The sequence below is a fragment of the Sphingomonas sp. TZW2008 genome, assembly GCF_002117915.1.
Lineage (GTDB): Bacteria > Pseudomonadota > Alphaproteobacteria > Sphingomonadales > Sphingomonadaceae > Sphingomonas.
Genome location: NZ_BDJB01000008.1, coordinates 334,285 through 348,861 on the forward strand (window position 1 = coordinate 334,285; position 14,577 = coordinate 348,861).

Consider the following 14,577-nt stretch of genomic DNA (forward strand, 5'->3'; position numbering starts at 1 on the left):
GCCGCTCCTTATCGATCAAATTCAAGCATGATGGTCGCGAGCGGCGGTAGCGTGACCATCGCCGCGCCGTCGCGTGCCACGACGCCGCCGAGATTGCCCAGCCCCGAGCCCCAGTAATCGTGCGCGTCGGAATTGAGGATCTCGCGCCAGCGCCCGTCGTGCGGCAGCGGCACGCGATACGGCGCGCGCGCGACTGGCGTCATGTTGCAGATCACCGCGATCGGCTTCGCGTCCGGCGCCTTGCGCAGCCAGACGAACACCGAGTTCGCCGAATCGTCGGCGACGATCCACTCGAAGCCTTCGGGTTCGCAGTCGCGCGCGTGGAGCGCCGGCCGGCTGCGATAGAGGCGGTTCAGATCGCGCACGAGCTTGCGCACCCCATCATGCGCCGCGGAATGGCAGAGTTCCCAGTCGAGCGCTCGCTCCTCGCTCCACTCGCGCCGCTGCGCGAACTCCTGCCCCATGAACAGCAGCTTCTTGCCGGGATAGCCCCACATCATCGCATAATAGGCGCGCAGATTGGCGAACTGCTGCCAATCGTCGCCGCTCATCTTGGCGAGCAGCGAACCCTTGCCGTGCACCACCTCATCGTGGCTGAGCGGCAGGACGTAATTCTCGCTGAAGGCGTACATCAGCCCGAAGGTGATGTCCTGGTGATGGTATTTCCGGTGCACCGCATCGGTCGCCATGTACTTCAGCGTATCGTGCATGAAGCCCATGTTCCACTTGAAGCCGAAGCCGAGCCCGCCGTCGTACGGCGGGTGCGTCACCCCCGGCCAGGCGGTCGATTCCTCGGCGACGGTGAACACGCCGGGATGCGCGGCGTAGACCGCCGAATTGACCGACTGGAGGAAGGCCGCCGCTTCCCAATTCTCACGGCCGCCCTCTCGGTTGGGGATCCACTCGCCCGGTTTGCGGCTGTAATCACGGTACAGCATCGAGGCGACCGCATCGACGCGCAGCCCGTCGATATGATAGCGCTCGGCCCAGAACAGCGCGTTGTTGACGAGGAACGCCGCCACCTCGCGCCGCCCGAAATTGTAGATCGCGGTGTTCCAGTCGGGGTGGAACCCGAGCCGCGGATCCTCGTGCTCGTACAGCGCCGTGCCGTCGAAGCGGGCGAGGCCGAAGGCGTCGGTCGGAAAATGCGCCGGCACCCAGTCGAGCAGCACGCCGATGCCGGCGCGGTGCGCCCCGTCGACGAACCGCGCGAACCCCTCGACGTCGCCGAACCGCGCCGACGGAGCGTAGAGCCCGGTGGTCTGATACCCCCATGACGGGTCGAAGGGATGTTCCGAGATCGGCAGCAATTCGATGTGCGTGAAGCCCATCTCGACCGCATAGGGGATCAGCCGATCGGCCAGTGCGTCCCATGGCAGGAACCAGCCATCCGCATCGCGTTGCCACGAGCCGGCGTGCACCTCATAGATGCTGATCGGCACGCGCCGCGGATCGACCGCCGCCCAGCTCGCACGATGTTCGGCATCGCCCCAGATATGCGTCGGCTGACTGGTGGTGACCGATGCCGTGCCGGGTCGCAATTCGGTGGCGAAGGCGTAGGGGTCGGCCTTGAGCGGCTGAAGCTCGCCGTCCGCGCCGACGATTTCGTACTTGTAGTTTTGCCCCGCCCCGACGCCGGGCAGGAAGATCTCCCACACACCCACGTCGCCGCGCCGGCGCATGACGTGGCGGCTGCCGTCCCAGTCGTTGAAATCGCCGACCACCGATACGCGCCGTGCGTTCGGCGCCCACACGGCGAAATGCATGCCGCGCGCGCCCTCGTGTTCGATCAGATGCGCACCAAGCTTGTCGTGAAGGCGAAAATGCGTGCCTTCCGCCATCAGCAGATCGTCGACCGGCCCCAGCACCGGCCCGAAGCTATAGGGATCGGTGATCCACCAATCCGCGTCGTCGCCACCGGATGCGCGCAGCCGAAGCGGCTGCGGCGCGCCGGCAATCGGCCCCTCGAACACGCCGCGCGGATCGGTCCGCACGAGCTTGCCCAGCAGCGTACCGGCCAGATCGTGCGCCGAGACCGAGTGCGCGCCGGGGACCAGCGCGCGCGCGAACGTCCCTTCGGGCCCTGCATGCGCGCCGAGCAGCGAGAAGGGATCGTCGTGCCGCCCGGCGAGAAGCGCCGCGATCGCGGCCTCGGGCGGCTTCACCCGACGCCCCAGATGTCGCGCGCATATTCGCCGATTGTCCGATCGGACGAGAACCAGCCCATCTTGGCAACGTTGCGGATCGCTGCCGCCTGCCACGCAGGCCGATCGCCCCAGCGTGCGTCGACATCGCGCTGTGCCGCGGCGTAGCTGTCGAAATCGGCGGTGACCATGAACCAGTCGCCGTCGTACAGCCCCTGCATCAATCCCTTGTAACGATCCGGATCGTCGGGCGAAAAGACCCCGGAGGCGATGTTGCGTACCGCCTGCGCAAGCTCGGGACTCTCCTCGATCGTGCGCCGTGGGTCATATCCCCCCGCGCGCTTCGCCGCCACTTCATCCGCGGTCAGGCCGAAAATCACGATATTATCGGCGCCGACGTGGTCGCGGATCTCGACGTTGGCGCCGTCAAGCGTACCGATCGTCAGCGCGCCGTTCATCGCGAACTTCATGTTACCCGTGCCCGACGCTTCCATCCCGGCCGTCGAAATTTGTTCGGACAAGTCCGCCGCGGGCACGATACGTTCCGCCAGGCTGACGTTGTAATTCGGCAGAAAGGCGACCTTCAGCAGCCCGCCGACGCTGGGATCGCCATTGACCCGGCGCGCCACATCGTTGGCGAGTTTGATGATCAGTTTCGCATTATGGTAGCTCGAGGCCGCCTTGCCCGCGAACAGCTTTACCCGCGGCGTCCACTCACGCTCCGGGTGGCTGCGAATCTGATCGTACAGCGCCACCGTTTCGATGATGTTGAGCAACTGGCGCTTGTATTCGTGAATGCGCTTGATCTGGACGTCAAACAGCGCGTCCGGATCAAGCCGCAGCCCCGTCTCCCCCTTTATATACTGCGTCAATGCCACCTTGTTGCAACGTTTCACCCCGGCGAAACGCTCCCGGAAAGCAGCATCTTGCGCAAAAGGCAGCAACGCCTCAAGCGCGGCGGCATCGTCGCGGAAGGCCCGGCCGATCGCTTCCTCGATCAGCGCGGTAAGCCCCGGGTTGCACGCCAGCAGCCAGCGTCGCGGCGTGATGCCGTTGGTCTTATTGTTGATCCGCTGCGGGTACAGCCGGTGCAGATCCGAGAAGACGGTCTGCTTCATCAGATCGGTGTGGAGCGCGGCGACGCCGTTGACGCTGTGGCTGCCGACGAACGCCAGATTGGCCATCCGCACGCGCCGCGCGCCGTTCTCGTCGATCAGGCTGATCGCGCTCACTGCCGCATCGTCGATGCCATCCGCCTGCCGCGCCTCGCGCAGCACCGCCGCATTGATCGCGTAGATCAGCTGCATGTGACGCGGCAGCAGCCGTTCGAACAGCGGCAGCGGCCAACTCTCCAGCGCTTCGGGCAGCAGCGTGTGGTTGGTGTAGCCGAAGGTGCGGCGCGTGATCGCCCACGCCTCGTCGAATGCCAGATCGTGATAGTCGATCAGCAGCCGCATCAGCTCCGCCACCGACACCGCGGGATGCGTATCGTTGAGGTGGATCGCCGCCTTTTCGGGCAGCGTGCGAATATCTCCGAAATACTGGACGTGGCGGCGCACGATGTCCTGGATCGAGGCGGAGGAGAAAAAATATTCCTGCCGCAGCCGAAGCTCCTGCCCCGAAGCCACCGAGTCGCTGGGGTAGAGGACGCGCACCAGCGTCTCGGCGCGCGCCTGCCCGGCGAGCGCACCGATATGGTCGCCGGCGTTGAACGCATCGAGCCGGATCGGATCGAACGCGCGTGCGCTCCACAGTCGCAGCGTGTTGACGCGCGTCCCGCGCCAACCGACGACCGGCGTATCATAGGCGACCGCCTCCACCGCCTCCGCCGGCTTCCAGTGCACCAGCCCGTTGTCGCTGCTCGTCACCTCGCCGCCGAAGCCGACGAAATACGCGCTCTCGCGCCGCTCGAACTCCCAAGGATTGCCATGCGCCAGCCACGTCTCGGGCAGCTCGACCTGCCAGCCGTCGTCGATCCGCTGGCGGAACATGCCGTTCACGTAGCGGATGCCGTAGCCGTAGGCCGGCAGGTCGAGCGTCGCGAGGCTCTCCATGAAACATGCCGCGAGCCGGCCGAGACCGCCGTTGCCGAGCGCGGCATCGGGCTCGATCTCCTCGATCGCGGCGAGATCGACGCCGAGCGAGCGCAGCGCCTCGCCAACCTCGGCATTGCGGCCAAGGTTCGACAGCGCATCGCGCAGCAGCCGACCGATAAGGAATTCGAGGCTGAGGTAATAGACCCGCTTCGCGCCCGCCGCGTGCGCCGCGCGGGTCGACGCCATCCACTTGTCGATGATCTCGTCGCGCAGCGTCAGGATCGTCGCTTCGAGCCAATCGTGCTGGCGGGCCGCACGCTCGTCCTTGCCGATACGATGGATCAGCGTGTCGACGATACGGGTGGCAAGCGCCGAACGGGGCGCGGCGGCGTCGGGTGCAGCGAGGGATGTCATCGTGACGGCAGCTTAACGATGCTCGCCCGCGAGTCACGCGCCGAACCGCGCGCACACCGTTTTAGACGGTGAAGCTTTCCCCGCAGCCGCACGCGCCCTTGGCATTCGGATTGTTGAACACGAAGCCCGCGGTGAAATCGTCCTCAACCCAGTCCATCGTCGATCCGATGAGGTACAGGATCGATCCGCCATCGACGTAGAGCGTGCCGCCGTCAGTCTCGATCTTCTCGTCGAACGGCTTCGCTTCGGTGACATAGTCGACCGAATAGGCGAGGCCCGAGCAGCCGCGGCGCGGGGTCGACAGCTTGACGCCGACCGCGTCCGCCGGTGCCTTCGCCATCAGCGAGGCGATCCGCGCCTTGGCGGTGTCCGTCAGGATCAACGCCGCGGGACGTGCGCGTACCGTCGTCGCCATCACAGCATCCCCAGTTCGAGCCGCGCCTCGTCGGACATCTTGGCGGGATCCCACGGCGGATCCCATACCAAATTGACGTCCGCAATCGCGATGCCGGGCACCGATCCGACGCGCAGCTCGACCTCGGCGGGCATCGATTCGGCGACGGGGCAGTGCGGCGTCGTCAGCGTCATGGTGACGACAGCGTGGCCGCCGTCGGTCACCTCGACGTTGTAGATCAGCCCGAGCTCGTAGATGTTCACCGGGATTTCGGGATCGTAGATCTCCTTCAGCGCGTCGATCACCGCCTCGTACAGCGCGCCGCCCGGCTCGTGCGCATTCTCGCCCTGCGGCTTCTGCGCGAGAAATCCCTCGAGATAGTCGCGCTTGCGGGCGAACGTCTCCGCGGGAGTCTCGACCGCGTCGTCGACGCGCGCGCGCGGCGGCTTCGTCTCGGCGTCCACTTCCTCGACGCGGATCGACTCGCTCATCCGACTATTCCTATCCAAAGATCCGACTCACTCTCTCGATGCCCCTCGCCAGCGCTTCGACATCGGCAGGCCCATTGTAGACGCCGAAGCTCGCGCGCGCGGTCGCTTCGACGCCCAGCGTTTCCATCAGCGGCTGCGCGCAATGATGGCCGGCGCGGATCGCGACCTTCGCTTCGTCCAAGATGGTGCCGATGTCGTGCGGATGCACCCCCTCGATCGCGAACGATACGATCCCGGCGCTGTCCTCCGGCCCGAACAGGCGGACGGAGTTGATCGCAGACAGCGCCTCGCGCGTTTGGCGGACCAGCGCGGTCTCATGCGCGTGAATGCGATCGAGGCCGATCGCCTCGACATAATCGATCGCCGCGTGCAGCCCGAGCACGCCGACGATATGCGGCGTTCCCGCCTCGAACCGCGTCGGCGGCGGGGCGTAGGTCGTCCTGGCGAACGTCACACGGTCGATCATCGACCCGCCGCCCTGATAGGGCGGCATCGCGTCGAGCAGTTCTGCCCGGCCCCACAGTACGCCGAGGCCAGTCGGGCCGTACAGCTTGTGCGCGGAGAAAACGTAAAAATCGCAGTCGAGATCGACGACGTCGACCGGCAGCCGCGGGACCGCCTGGCACCCGTCGATCAGGATCTTCGCGCCCACACCATGCGCCAGCGCCGCCGCACGCTTCGCGTCGAGCACCGATCCCAGCACGTTCGACACGTGCGCGAGCGCAATCAATTTGTGCGCCGGCGTCAGCATCGCCGCCATTGCGTCGAGATCGATGCGATGATCAGCAGTCAGCGGCACGACGTCGATCGCCGCGCCGACCCGCTCGGCCACCATCTGCCACGGCACGATGTTCGAATGATGCTCCAGCGCCGATAGTAGGATGCGATCGCCGGCCTTGAGCTGCGTTCCCGCCCAGCTGTGCGCAACGAGGTTGATCGCCTCCGTCGCGCCGCGGACGAACACGACTTCTTCTTCCGCGCCGCCGATGAAGCTCGCCACGCGTCGCCGCGCCGCCTCATAGGCCAGCGTCATGTCCGCCGACCGCTGGTACACGCCGCGGTGGACCGTCGCATAGGTCGTGTCATAGCCGCGCGTGATCGCGTCGATCACCGGTCGCGGCTTCTGCGCCGTCGCGGCGGTATCGAGATACGCCCAGCCCGCCGGGATCGCGAGGAAGTCGGCCAGCACGTCGAGCGGGCGGGCAGCGTCGAGGATCGTGTCCGTCTGCGTCACTGCAGCGCCGCCTCCAGCCAGACATCGGCATCCGCCTCGAACGCCGCGCGCACCGTCTCGTCCCCGATCCGCTCGAGCGCATCGGCGACGAACGCCCGCGTCAGGATCGCCTCGGCACGCGCCCGCGGAATGCCGCGGCTCTGCATGTAGAACAGCCCGCGCTGGTCGAGCTCGCCGACTGTCGCGCCATGCGCGCACTTCACGTCGTCGGCGAAAATCTCGAGCTCGGGCTTCAGGTTCACCGTCGCGGTGCGATCGAGCAGTAGGCCGCGCAGGCTCTGCTCGCCGTCGGTTTTCTGCGCATGACGCGCGACCTCGACCGCAGCGGCGAGGCTCACCTGCGAGCGATCGGCGGCCACGGCGCGCCACACCTGACGCGACGCGCCGTTGGGCTGCGCGTGATTGACGCGGACGGCGCACTCCTGGCGCTGCTCGGCAGCGGTCAGCAGCGCACCGCCATATTCGACGAACGCCCCCTCACCGGCCATCGTCAGCTGCGCGTCGATCCGGCTCCCCTGCCCGCCGGCGCCCAGGAACGTCGCGACAAGGCTCGCCGCCTCGCCGACCTCCGCCGCCTCGCGCAGCGATACGAAGCCCGCCGTCTGAAGCAGTCGTACGGCGCGCATCAAACGCGCGCCGCGCCCGAGCCGGGTGCGCGTGAAGCGGTTCTGCCAACCGGCGCCGACGAACGTCTCGATGACCGTCGCGACCGCATTGTCGGCCAGCACGACTTCCGCCGGAAGGTGGTTCTCGCCCGCCGTCGCGACATGAACGATCTGCACCGGATCGGCCGCCGCCGCGGCATCGAGGTGGAGCGACCAGCCAACACCGCGCGCGTGCCGCCCGAGCGCGTGATCGTCGCCGACCAGGTCGGTGATCGTCACGCGTTGGAGGTCACTGCGCCCGTGATCGAGCACGCCATCGACGAACAGTAGGCGCGCGCCGGGCAGGTCGAGAAACTCGCTCGCCGGTGCCGCGATCGGCGCGAGCGCGGCAGCCGCGGTCAGCGCGCCGAGATCGGCCCAGCGCCATGCCTCGACGCGGGTCGAGGGGAGATCGAGCAGCGCGCTCATCAGGCTGCGATCTCCGTATAGCCTTCGCGCTCGAGCTGATGCGCAAGCTCCGCGCCGCCCGAGCGGGTGATGCGGCCGTCGGCGAGCACGTGGACGAAGTCGGGCTTCACGTAATCAAGTAGGCGCTGATAGTGGGTGATCAGCAGCACGGCCTTCGCGGGCTTGCGCATGATGCGGTTGATGCCGTCGCCGACGATGCGCAGCGCGTCGATGTCGAGGCCGCTATCGGTCTCGTCGAGGATCGCGAACTTGGGATCGATGATGCCCATCTGCACCATCTCGTTGCGCTTCTTCTCACCGCCCGAGAAGCCGACGTTGACCGGGCGCTTGAGCATGTCCTGATCAAGCCCGAGCGCATCTGCCTGGCCGCGCGCGAGCTTCAGGAACTCTCCGCCCGAGAGCGGCTTCTCACCGCGGCCGGCGCGCTGGGCGTTGAGGCTCTCGCGCAGGAACTGGACGTTCGATACGCCCGGGATCTCCACCGGATATTGGAAGCCGAGGAACAGCCCCGCCGCGGCGCGCTCATGCGGTTCCAGCTCGAGCAGGTCGACGCCATCAAAGGTCACGCTGCCTTCGGTCACTTCATAGCCGGGACGCCCGCCAAGCACATAGCCGAGCGTCGACTTGCCGGCGCCGTTCGGCCCCATGATCGCGTGGATCTCGCCCGCGTTTACGGAGAGGCTTAGGCCCTTGAGGATCGGCTTGCCGTCGATCTCGGCGTGAAGATTTTCGATTTTAAGCATGGTCATTCCGAAAAGGAGGCGGTCGGCGCTGCCGACCCGAAAAGGTGAGTGAGCGAAGCGCGGGTCATCCCACCGAACCCTCAAGGCTGATGCCAAGCAGCTTCTGCGCCTCGACGGCGAATTCCATCGGCAGCTGCTGCAGCACCTCGCGGGCGAAGCCGTTGACGATCAGCGCCACGGCGGCTTCCTGATCGAGGCCGCGCGACATGGCGTAGAATAGCTGGTCCTCGCTGATCTTCGACGTGGTCGCCTCATGCTCGATCTGCGCCGAGGGGTTGCGCACCTCAATGTACGGTACAGTGTGCGCGCCGCACTGGTCGCCCAGCAGCAAGCTGTCGCACTGCGTGAAGTTGCGCACGCCCTCCGCAGTTGGCGCAACGCGCACGAGCCCGCGATAGGTGTTGTCCGATCGCCCGGCGCTGATCCCCTTTGACACGATGGTCGAGCGAGTATTTTTGCCGAGGTGGATCATCTTGGTGCCGGTGTCCGCCTGCTGGCGGTTGTTGGTCACCGCGACGGAGTAGAACTCACCCACGCTGCCATCGCCCAGCAACACGCAGGACGGATATTTCCACGTTACCGCGCTGCCGGTCTCGACCTGAGTCCAGCTTACCTTGCTGTTCTTGCCCTGACACAGCGCCCGCTTGGTGACGAAATTGTAGATACCGCCGACGCCGTTCTCGTCGCCGGGGTACCAGTTCTGCACCGTCGAATATTTGATCTCGGCATCGTCCAGCGCGACCAGCTCGACCACCGCGGCGTGCAGCTGATTCTCGTCACGCATCGGGGCGGTGCAGCCCTCAAGATACGAGACGTAAGCACCCTTGTCAGCGACGATCAGTGTGCGCTCGAACTGGCCGGTGTTCTCGGCATTGATGCGGAAATAGGTGCTGAGCTCCATCGGGCAGCGCACGCCCTCCGGAATGTAGACGAACGTCCCGTCGGAGAAGACGGCGCTGTTGAGCGTGGCGAAGTAATTGTCGTGCTGCGGCACGACCTTGCCAAGCCACTTCTTCACCAGATCCGGATATTCGCGGATCGCCTCGCTGATCGAGCGGAAGATGACGCCGGCGGCCTCGAGTTCCTTGCGGAAGGTGGTGGCGACCGAGACGCTGTCGAAAACCGCATCGACCGCGACGCGGCGCGCGCCCTCGACGCCCGCGAGCACTTCCTGCTCAGCGATCGGGATGCCCAGCTTCTCGTAGGTGCGGCGGATTTCGGGATCGAGCTCGTCGAGCGACGCGATGGTCTTCTTCTGCTTTGGCTCCGCGTAGTAATAGGCGTCCTGATAGTCGATCGGCGGAATATTGAGCTTCGCCCAATCCGGCGACTCCATCGTCAGCCACTTGGCGTACGCCTTCAACCGCCAGTCGAGCATCCATTCCGGCTCGCCCTTCTTGGCGGAGATGTAGCGAACCGTTTCCTCGCTCAGTCCTTTGGGCGCGAAGTCCTGCTCGATGTCGGTCGCGAAACCCCATTCGTATTTCTTGGATACGGCGGCGAGCGCCTCGGCGTTCTTCGTGGCCATGTCAGGCTTCCATCTTCATCATGTTCGGGGCGCGGCCGGCAGCGGCCGAAGGCGATGGCGCGGTCGCCGTGAGGTGCGTCAGCGCAATGCCCGCGAGCGCGTCGCGCACCGTGCGATTGACAAGCGACCAATGCGGGCGGACGAGGCAGGTGCCGTCGAGTGCGCAATCGTGCCGGTCGGTATCGACGCAGGTCGTCAATGCGATCGGGCCCTCGACTGCCTCGATCACATCGACGAGGCTGATCGCCGACGGCGGACGCGACAGGCGAAAGCCGCCGCCGGTGCCGCGCGTGCTTTCGATCAGCCCTGCTGCGGATAGCCGGCTGACAAGCTTCTGCGCCGTCGGCAGCGGCACGCCGGTCTCCTGCGCGAGGCTCGTCGCGTTGACGCGCGCCATCCCGCCGCAATGGCGCGCCGCGGCCGTCATCAGGACGATCGCATAGTCGGCAAGGCTGGACAGGCGCATGTTGCGAGCGGTTCTCAAATCAGACTGATTTCGTCTGATTGGCAGATGGGCGCGCGCGCCGGGGAAATCAACCGGTGATCACGTGTCTGAGATGATTGGGTGGACCTGACCGTGCAGCGCGTGCCGCTGGCTAATCGTGAGCTGCGCGAGCAGCGTCGGGCGCTCGCGCAGCTGCCGCGGCGTCATGCCGGTAAACCGTTTCAATTCGCGTATGAGATGCGACTGATCGTAGAACCCCTCCGCAAGCAGTTCGTCGAGCGATGCACTGCCGCTGGCGAGCGCTGACGCGGCACGCAGTGCGCGATACTTGCGGGCGAGCACCCTTGGCGGCGCGCCGTATAGCGCGTTGCAGCGGCGCTCGACCTGTCGCCGTGACAGCCCGGTCATTGCGACGAGTTCGACCACATTGGGTGATGCGCTGCCGGCGAGCCAAGCGTCGATCCTTGCGGCGAACTCGGTCGAGCAGCGCGCGCCGATCGCGACAGCACGGCGGACGAAGCTCGCCGCGATGTCGATCCGCGCATCGATGTCGTTCACCGCGCGCATCGCCGCCGCGGCATCGACGACGCCGACGCTCAAGAGGTCGCAGGCATCCGCCGCGCGATCGATCATCGCCGATGCCTCGATCCCGATCAGCGCGTGCCAACCCGCCGGCTGCAGACCCATACCGACGAGTTCGATCGGGCCCTCGGCACGGGTGCGAATCGCGCCCGTCGTCGGCCCGATGACGTGCAGCATCGGCGAAGGCTGGCAGCGCCCGTCGGCAAAGCGGTAGCTCGCCTCCGCCCCCGATCGCAGCCGAAAGCGCAGTTGCGCGTGATCGGCGCGCTCGACATCGTCGAACACGGCAAGATCGGCGCGAAAATGGTAGAATAGCGTGACGTACGGCCGAAGGTCCTCGGGCGGCACCCGATAGTCGAGCTGAACGACATCCACAGTTGCGCCCCCCCCCTTCCGGCCGCGTCGGGAAGAATAGCGCTTTGTCTGACCCGGTGCAAAGCGGCCCGGTCGCCGCTGGCGCCGGGCCGTAGGTTAGAACCCGCAAACCGCGGGTTCTTCAGGTCGCGAGCACAATAGGCCCTCGAATCGCGACGATGTATTGTATGGAATCGCCGCCGCGTACGGTGGACCAATAATGATGAAAGGGCGCTTGATTCCGGCGGTGCCTGTGGCACCGGGCGCGGCATGACCTTTGCGCTGCGTCCCGCCCTTTTCGCTCTTCATCCCGAACGGGCGCATCGTTTGACGATCCGTGGCCTTGCCGCTTGGGGGGCGATTGGCACGCCTGGAGCGCGACGGTTCGACGATCCGATGCTCGCGACACGCGTCGCCGACATCGACTTCGGCAATCCGCTGGGCGTTGCAGCCGGGGTCGACAAGGACGGCGAAGCAGTGGCGGGATTGCACGCGCTTGGCTTCGGCGCGGTCGAGGTCGGCACGCTGACACCACTACCGCAAGCCGGCAACGCCAAGCCGCGCCTGTTCCGGCTCGTCGCCGATCGCGGCGTGATCAACCGCATGGGCTTCAACAACGGTGGCCTCGACGGGGGGCTCGCCCGACTGCCGGCAAAGCGGCGCGGTGTGCTTGGCTTGAACGTCGGCGCGAACAAGGACGCGGCGGATCGCATCGCCGATTACGTCACGGGCGTCGGCAAAGCGGCGGCGATCACGGACTATGTCACGATCAACGTCAGCTCGCCGAACACGCCGGGGCTGCGCGATCTTCAGCACGGGCAGCCGCTGCGCGATCTGCTCGCTGCGACCCGCGCCGCGGCTGGTACGCGGCCGCTGTTCCTCAAGGTCGCGCCCGATCTCACGCCCGCGGCGATCGACGATATCGCGCGGGCGGTCATCGACCACCGCCTCGACGCGCTGATCGTCGGCAACACGACGGTGTCACGGCCCCCGCTCGCCTCGCCGGCGCGCAACGAGATGGGCGGTCTATCGGGCGCGCCGCTCGCCGCGCTCGCCGCGGAGCGGCTGGGCGATTTTCGGCGAGCAACGGGCGGCGCAATCCCGCTGATCGCCGCCGGTGGCATCGACAGCGGCGAAGAGGCCTATGCCCGCATCCGCGCAGGTGCGAGCCTGGTCCAGCTCTACTCGGCGATGGTCTATGCCGGACCGGGGTTGCCGCAGCGGCTGCTGCGCGATTTGGCAGCGCTGCTGCGCCGCGACGGCTTTGCCTCTGTCGGTGAGGCGGTGGGCACCGGTTGACGCCGCGGAAGGCGCCGATAGGGTCCGCGGCATGACCAGAACGCTGGCGCTCGCCGCCTTGCTCGCCCCGCTTGCCGCCCCAATCCCCGCCCTTGCGCAGGTAGCCGCAACTACCCGCACTGCGTCGCCAGGCATGGTGACGTCCGCCGATCCCCGCGCAACCGAAGCCGGCGCGGAGATCCTGCGCGCGGGCGGTTCGGCGGCGGACGCGGCGATGGCGATGATGCTCGCGCTTACGGTAGTCGAGCCGCAGTCGAGTGGGATCGGCGGCGGTGGCTTCCTGCTGCATCAAAGCGCGGGCGGTCCGCTGGAAACGATCGACGGGCGTGAAAAGGCGCCGGCTGCCGCGACGCCGCAGCGTTTCCTCGGGCCGGACGGCAAGCCGGTGCCGCACATTCAGGCGTTTCCCGGCGGCAAGTCGGTCGGCGTGCCGGGCAACGTGCGGCTGATGGCGCTGGCGACGAAGAAATGGGGCAAGCTGCCGTGGCGCGCCCTGTTCGCGCCCGCAATCCGCCTCGCCGAGCAGGGCTATCGCGTCACGCGACCGATGGCCGCGGCGAGCGCCAACCTGTCGCCGCTATGGGCGGGCGGCAGCACCGCGGTCGCCGGGCCCGAAGGCGGCGCGTCGACCGGGACCGGCGCCGCGAGCGGGCGCTTTCCGGACGTCGCCGCGCTCTACACGCAGAACGGCAAGCCGCTGGTCGAGGGTGCGACCGTCCGCAATCCCGCGCTTGCCAAGCTGCTGCGGCAACTCGCCGCCCGCGGCCCCGATGCCTTCTACAAGGGCCAGAACGCGACCGCGCTGATCAAGGCGGTGACGACCACCAGCGTCGCACCGAGCGACATGACGCGCGCCGATCTCGCCGCCTATCAGGCGAAGGAACGCGCACCGGTGTGCGGCAGCTATCGCGGCTATCGCGTGTGCGGCATGGGCCCACCCTCGTCGGGCGCGACGACCGTGCTTCAGATCCTGGGGATGCTCGAACGGTTCGATCTCGCCAAGCTCGGCCAGGCATCGCCGGTCGCGTGGCACCTCATCGCCGAGGCGATGCAACTCGCCTATGCCGATCGCGAGACCTATCTCGGCGACCCCGATTTCGTCGCGGTGCCGGTCGCCGGGCTAATCGATCGCGGCTATATCGCGCAGCGTTCGGGGCTGATCGCGGCGGACCGCACGCTTGGCCGTTATCCGCCCGGCACGCCGCCCGGCGCCGCGCCGCGCACCATGGCAGTCCAGCCCGACCGGCCGGGGACGACGCACTTCATCGCGATCGATCGCGCAGGCGACATCGCGACGATAACGTCGACGGTCGAAGGGCCGTTCGGCAGCCAGCTGATCGCCAACGGCTACGTCCTCAACAACGAACTGACCGATTTCACGCTGGCGCCCGAGCGCAACGGTGCGCCCGTCGCCAATCGTGTAGAGGGCGGCAAGCGGCCGCTGTCGTCGATGGCGCCGACGATCGTCTACGATGCCGCGGGCCAGCCGGTGTTCACGGTCGGCGCGGCGGGCGGCAAAACGATTATCATGCAGGTCGCCAAGGCAATTATCGCGCATGTCGACTGGAAGATGCCGGCGCGTGAGGCAATCGGGCTCGGGCTCGTCTTCTTCAACCAGGAAGGGTTGGTGCTCGAACAGGGGACGAGCCTCGTCGCGATGCAGCCGGCACTGGAAAAGCTGGGGCACACGGTGAGCGTCGGGCGATTGGGACTAAAGGCGAACGCCGCAGAGAAGACCGTCGATGGCTGGGTTGGCGCGGCCGATCCGCGCGGCGTCGGCACCGCGCTGCGGCAGTAACCGCCGGCAAATCGATACTCCCCGGCAGCGGGAGATTTTGGC

Annotated in this window: 12 protein-coding genes; 2 read left to right on the forward strand and 10 right to left on the reverse strand. The window is 67.0% G+C overall.

Annotated features, from left to right (window positions below; translation table 11 throughout):
* Positions 1-8: 8 nt before the first annotated feature.
* The 10 genes from glgB to B7L05_RS11630 all read right to left on the reverse strand — a co-directional run bounded on the left by glgB (position 9) and on the right by B7L05_RS11630 (position 11,459).
* Positions 9-2,165 carry a 1,4-alpha-glucan branching protein GlgB gene (gene glgB, locus B7L05_RS11585; protein WP_085810412.1) on the reverse strand — a complete coding sequence of 719 codons (2,157 nt, stop codon included), beginning with the start codon at positions 2,163-2,165 and terminating at the stop codon, positions 9-11.
* Complete coding sequence (locus B7L05_RS11590) at positions 2,162-4,594, reverse strand: glycogen/starch/alpha-glucan phosphorylase (RefSeq protein WP_085810413.1); 2,433 nt, start codon at positions 4,592-4,594, stop codon at positions 2,162-2,164. Before B7L05_RS11590 ends, glgB begins: the two co-directional genes overlap by 4 nt.
* Before the next feature lie 61 nt (positions 4,595-4,655).
* Complete coding sequence (locus B7L05_RS11595; RefSeq protein ID WP_085810414.1) at positions 4,656-5,009, reverse strand: iron-sulfur cluster assembly accessory protein; 354 nt, start codon at positions 5,007-5,009, stop codon at positions 4,656-4,658.
* Entirely contained in the window at positions 5,009-5,479 is a 471-nt protein-coding gene (locus B7L05_RS11600; protein ID WP_085810415.1) for an SUF system Fe-S cluster assembly protein, read from the reverse strand. The genes B7L05_RS11595 and B7L05_RS11600 overlap by 1 nt, the downstream gene beginning before the upstream one ends.
* Before the next feature lie 10 nt (positions 5,480-5,489).
* Positions 5,490-6,713: a cysteine desulfurase gene (locus B7L05_RS11605; RefSeq protein WP_256926706.1), complete on the reverse strand. Its 1,224-nt coding sequence runs from the start codon at positions 6,711-6,713 to the stop codon at positions 5,490-5,492.
* Positions 6,710-7,786, reverse strand: a complete 1,077-nt coding sequence (locus tag B7L05_RS11610; protein ID WP_085810416.1) for a SufD family Fe-S cluster assembly protein — start codon at positions 7,784-7,786, stop codon at positions 6,710-6,712. The genes B7L05_RS11605 and B7L05_RS11610 overlap by 4 nt, the downstream gene beginning before the upstream one ends.
* A complete protein-coding gene (gene sufC / locus B7L05_RS11615; RefSeq protein WP_085810562.1) occupies positions 7,786-8,529 on the reverse strand; it encodes a Fe-S cluster assembly ATPase SufC in 744 nt (247 codons plus the stop codon). Before sufC ends, B7L05_RS11610 begins: the two co-directional genes overlap by 1 nt.
* A gap of 64 nt (positions 8,530-8,593) precedes the next feature.
* A complete protein-coding gene (sufB, locus tag B7L05_RS11620) occupies positions 8,594-10,057 on the reverse strand; it encodes a Fe-S cluster assembly protein SufB (RefSeq protein ID WP_085810417.1) in 1,464 nt (487 codons plus the stop codon).
* Between the two features lies 1 nt (position 10,058).
* Positions 10,059-10,523, reverse strand: a complete 465-nt coding sequence (locus B7L05_RS11625; protein WP_085810418.1) for an SUF system Fe-S cluster assembly regulator — start codon at positions 10,521-10,523, stop codon at positions 10,059-10,061.
* Positions 10,524-10,601: 78 nt separating this feature from the next.
* Entirely contained in the window at positions 10,602-11,459 is an 858-nt protein-coding gene (locus tag B7L05_RS11630) for a helix-turn-helix domain-containing protein (protein ID WP_085810419.1), read from the reverse strand.
* Positions 11,460-11,708: 249 nt separating this feature from the next.
* Here B7L05_RS11630 and B7L05_RS11635 point away from each other — a divergent pair, with 249 nt between their 5' ends.
* Positions 11,709-12,737 carry a quinone-dependent dihydroorotate dehydrogenase gene (locus B7L05_RS11635; protein WP_085810420.1) on the forward strand — a complete coding sequence of 343 codons (1,029 nt, stop codon included), beginning with the start codon at positions 11,709-11,711 and terminating at the stop codon, positions 12,735-12,737.
* Positions 12,738-12,768: 31 nt separating this feature from the next.
* Positions 12,769-14,535 (forward strand): gamma-glutamyltransferase family protein, encoded by a 1,767-nt coding sequence (locus B7L05_RS11640; protein ID WP_085810421.1) that lies wholly within the window; start codon positions 12,769-12,771, stop codon positions 14,533-14,535.
* The last annotated feature ends 42 nt before the right edge of the window (positions 14,536-14,577 follow it).

Coding starts and splice junctions, on each gene's coding strand:
- B7L05_RS11590 (WP_085810413.1), bottom strand. CDS start 4,594: ATGACATCCCTCGCTGCACCCGACGCCGCCGCGCCCCGTTCGGCGCTT.
- B7L05_RS11595 (WP_085810414.1), bottom strand. CDS start 5,009: ATGGCGACGACGGTACGCGCACGTCCCGCGGCGTTGATCCTGACGGAC.
- B7L05_RS11600 (WP_085810415.1), bottom strand. CDS start 5,479: ATGAGCGAGTCGATCCGCGTCGAGGAAGTGGACGCCGAGACGAAGCCG.
- B7L05_RS11610 (WP_085810416.1), bottom strand. CDS start 7,786: ATGAGCGCGCTGCTCGATCTCCCCTCGACCCGCGTCGAGGCATGGCGC.
- sufC (WP_085810562.1), bottom strand. CDS start 8,529: ATGCTTAAAATCGAAAATCTTCACGCCGAGATCGACGGCAAGCCGATC.
- sufB (WP_085810417.1), bottom strand. CDS start 10,057: ATGGCCACGAAGAACGCCGAGGCGCTCGCCGCCGTATCCAAGAAATAC.
- B7L05_RS11625 (WP_085810418.1), bottom strand. CDS start 10,523: ATGCGCCTGTCCAGCCTTGCCGACTATGCGATCGTCCTGATGACGGCC.
- B7L05_RS11635 (WP_085810420.1), top strand. CDS start 11,709: ATGACCTTTGCGCTGCGTCCCGCCCTTTTCGCTCTTCATCCCGAACGG.
- B7L05_RS11640 (WP_085810421.1), top strand. CDS start 12,769: ATGACCAGAACGCTGGCGCTCGCCGCCTTGCTCGCCCCGCTTGCCGCC.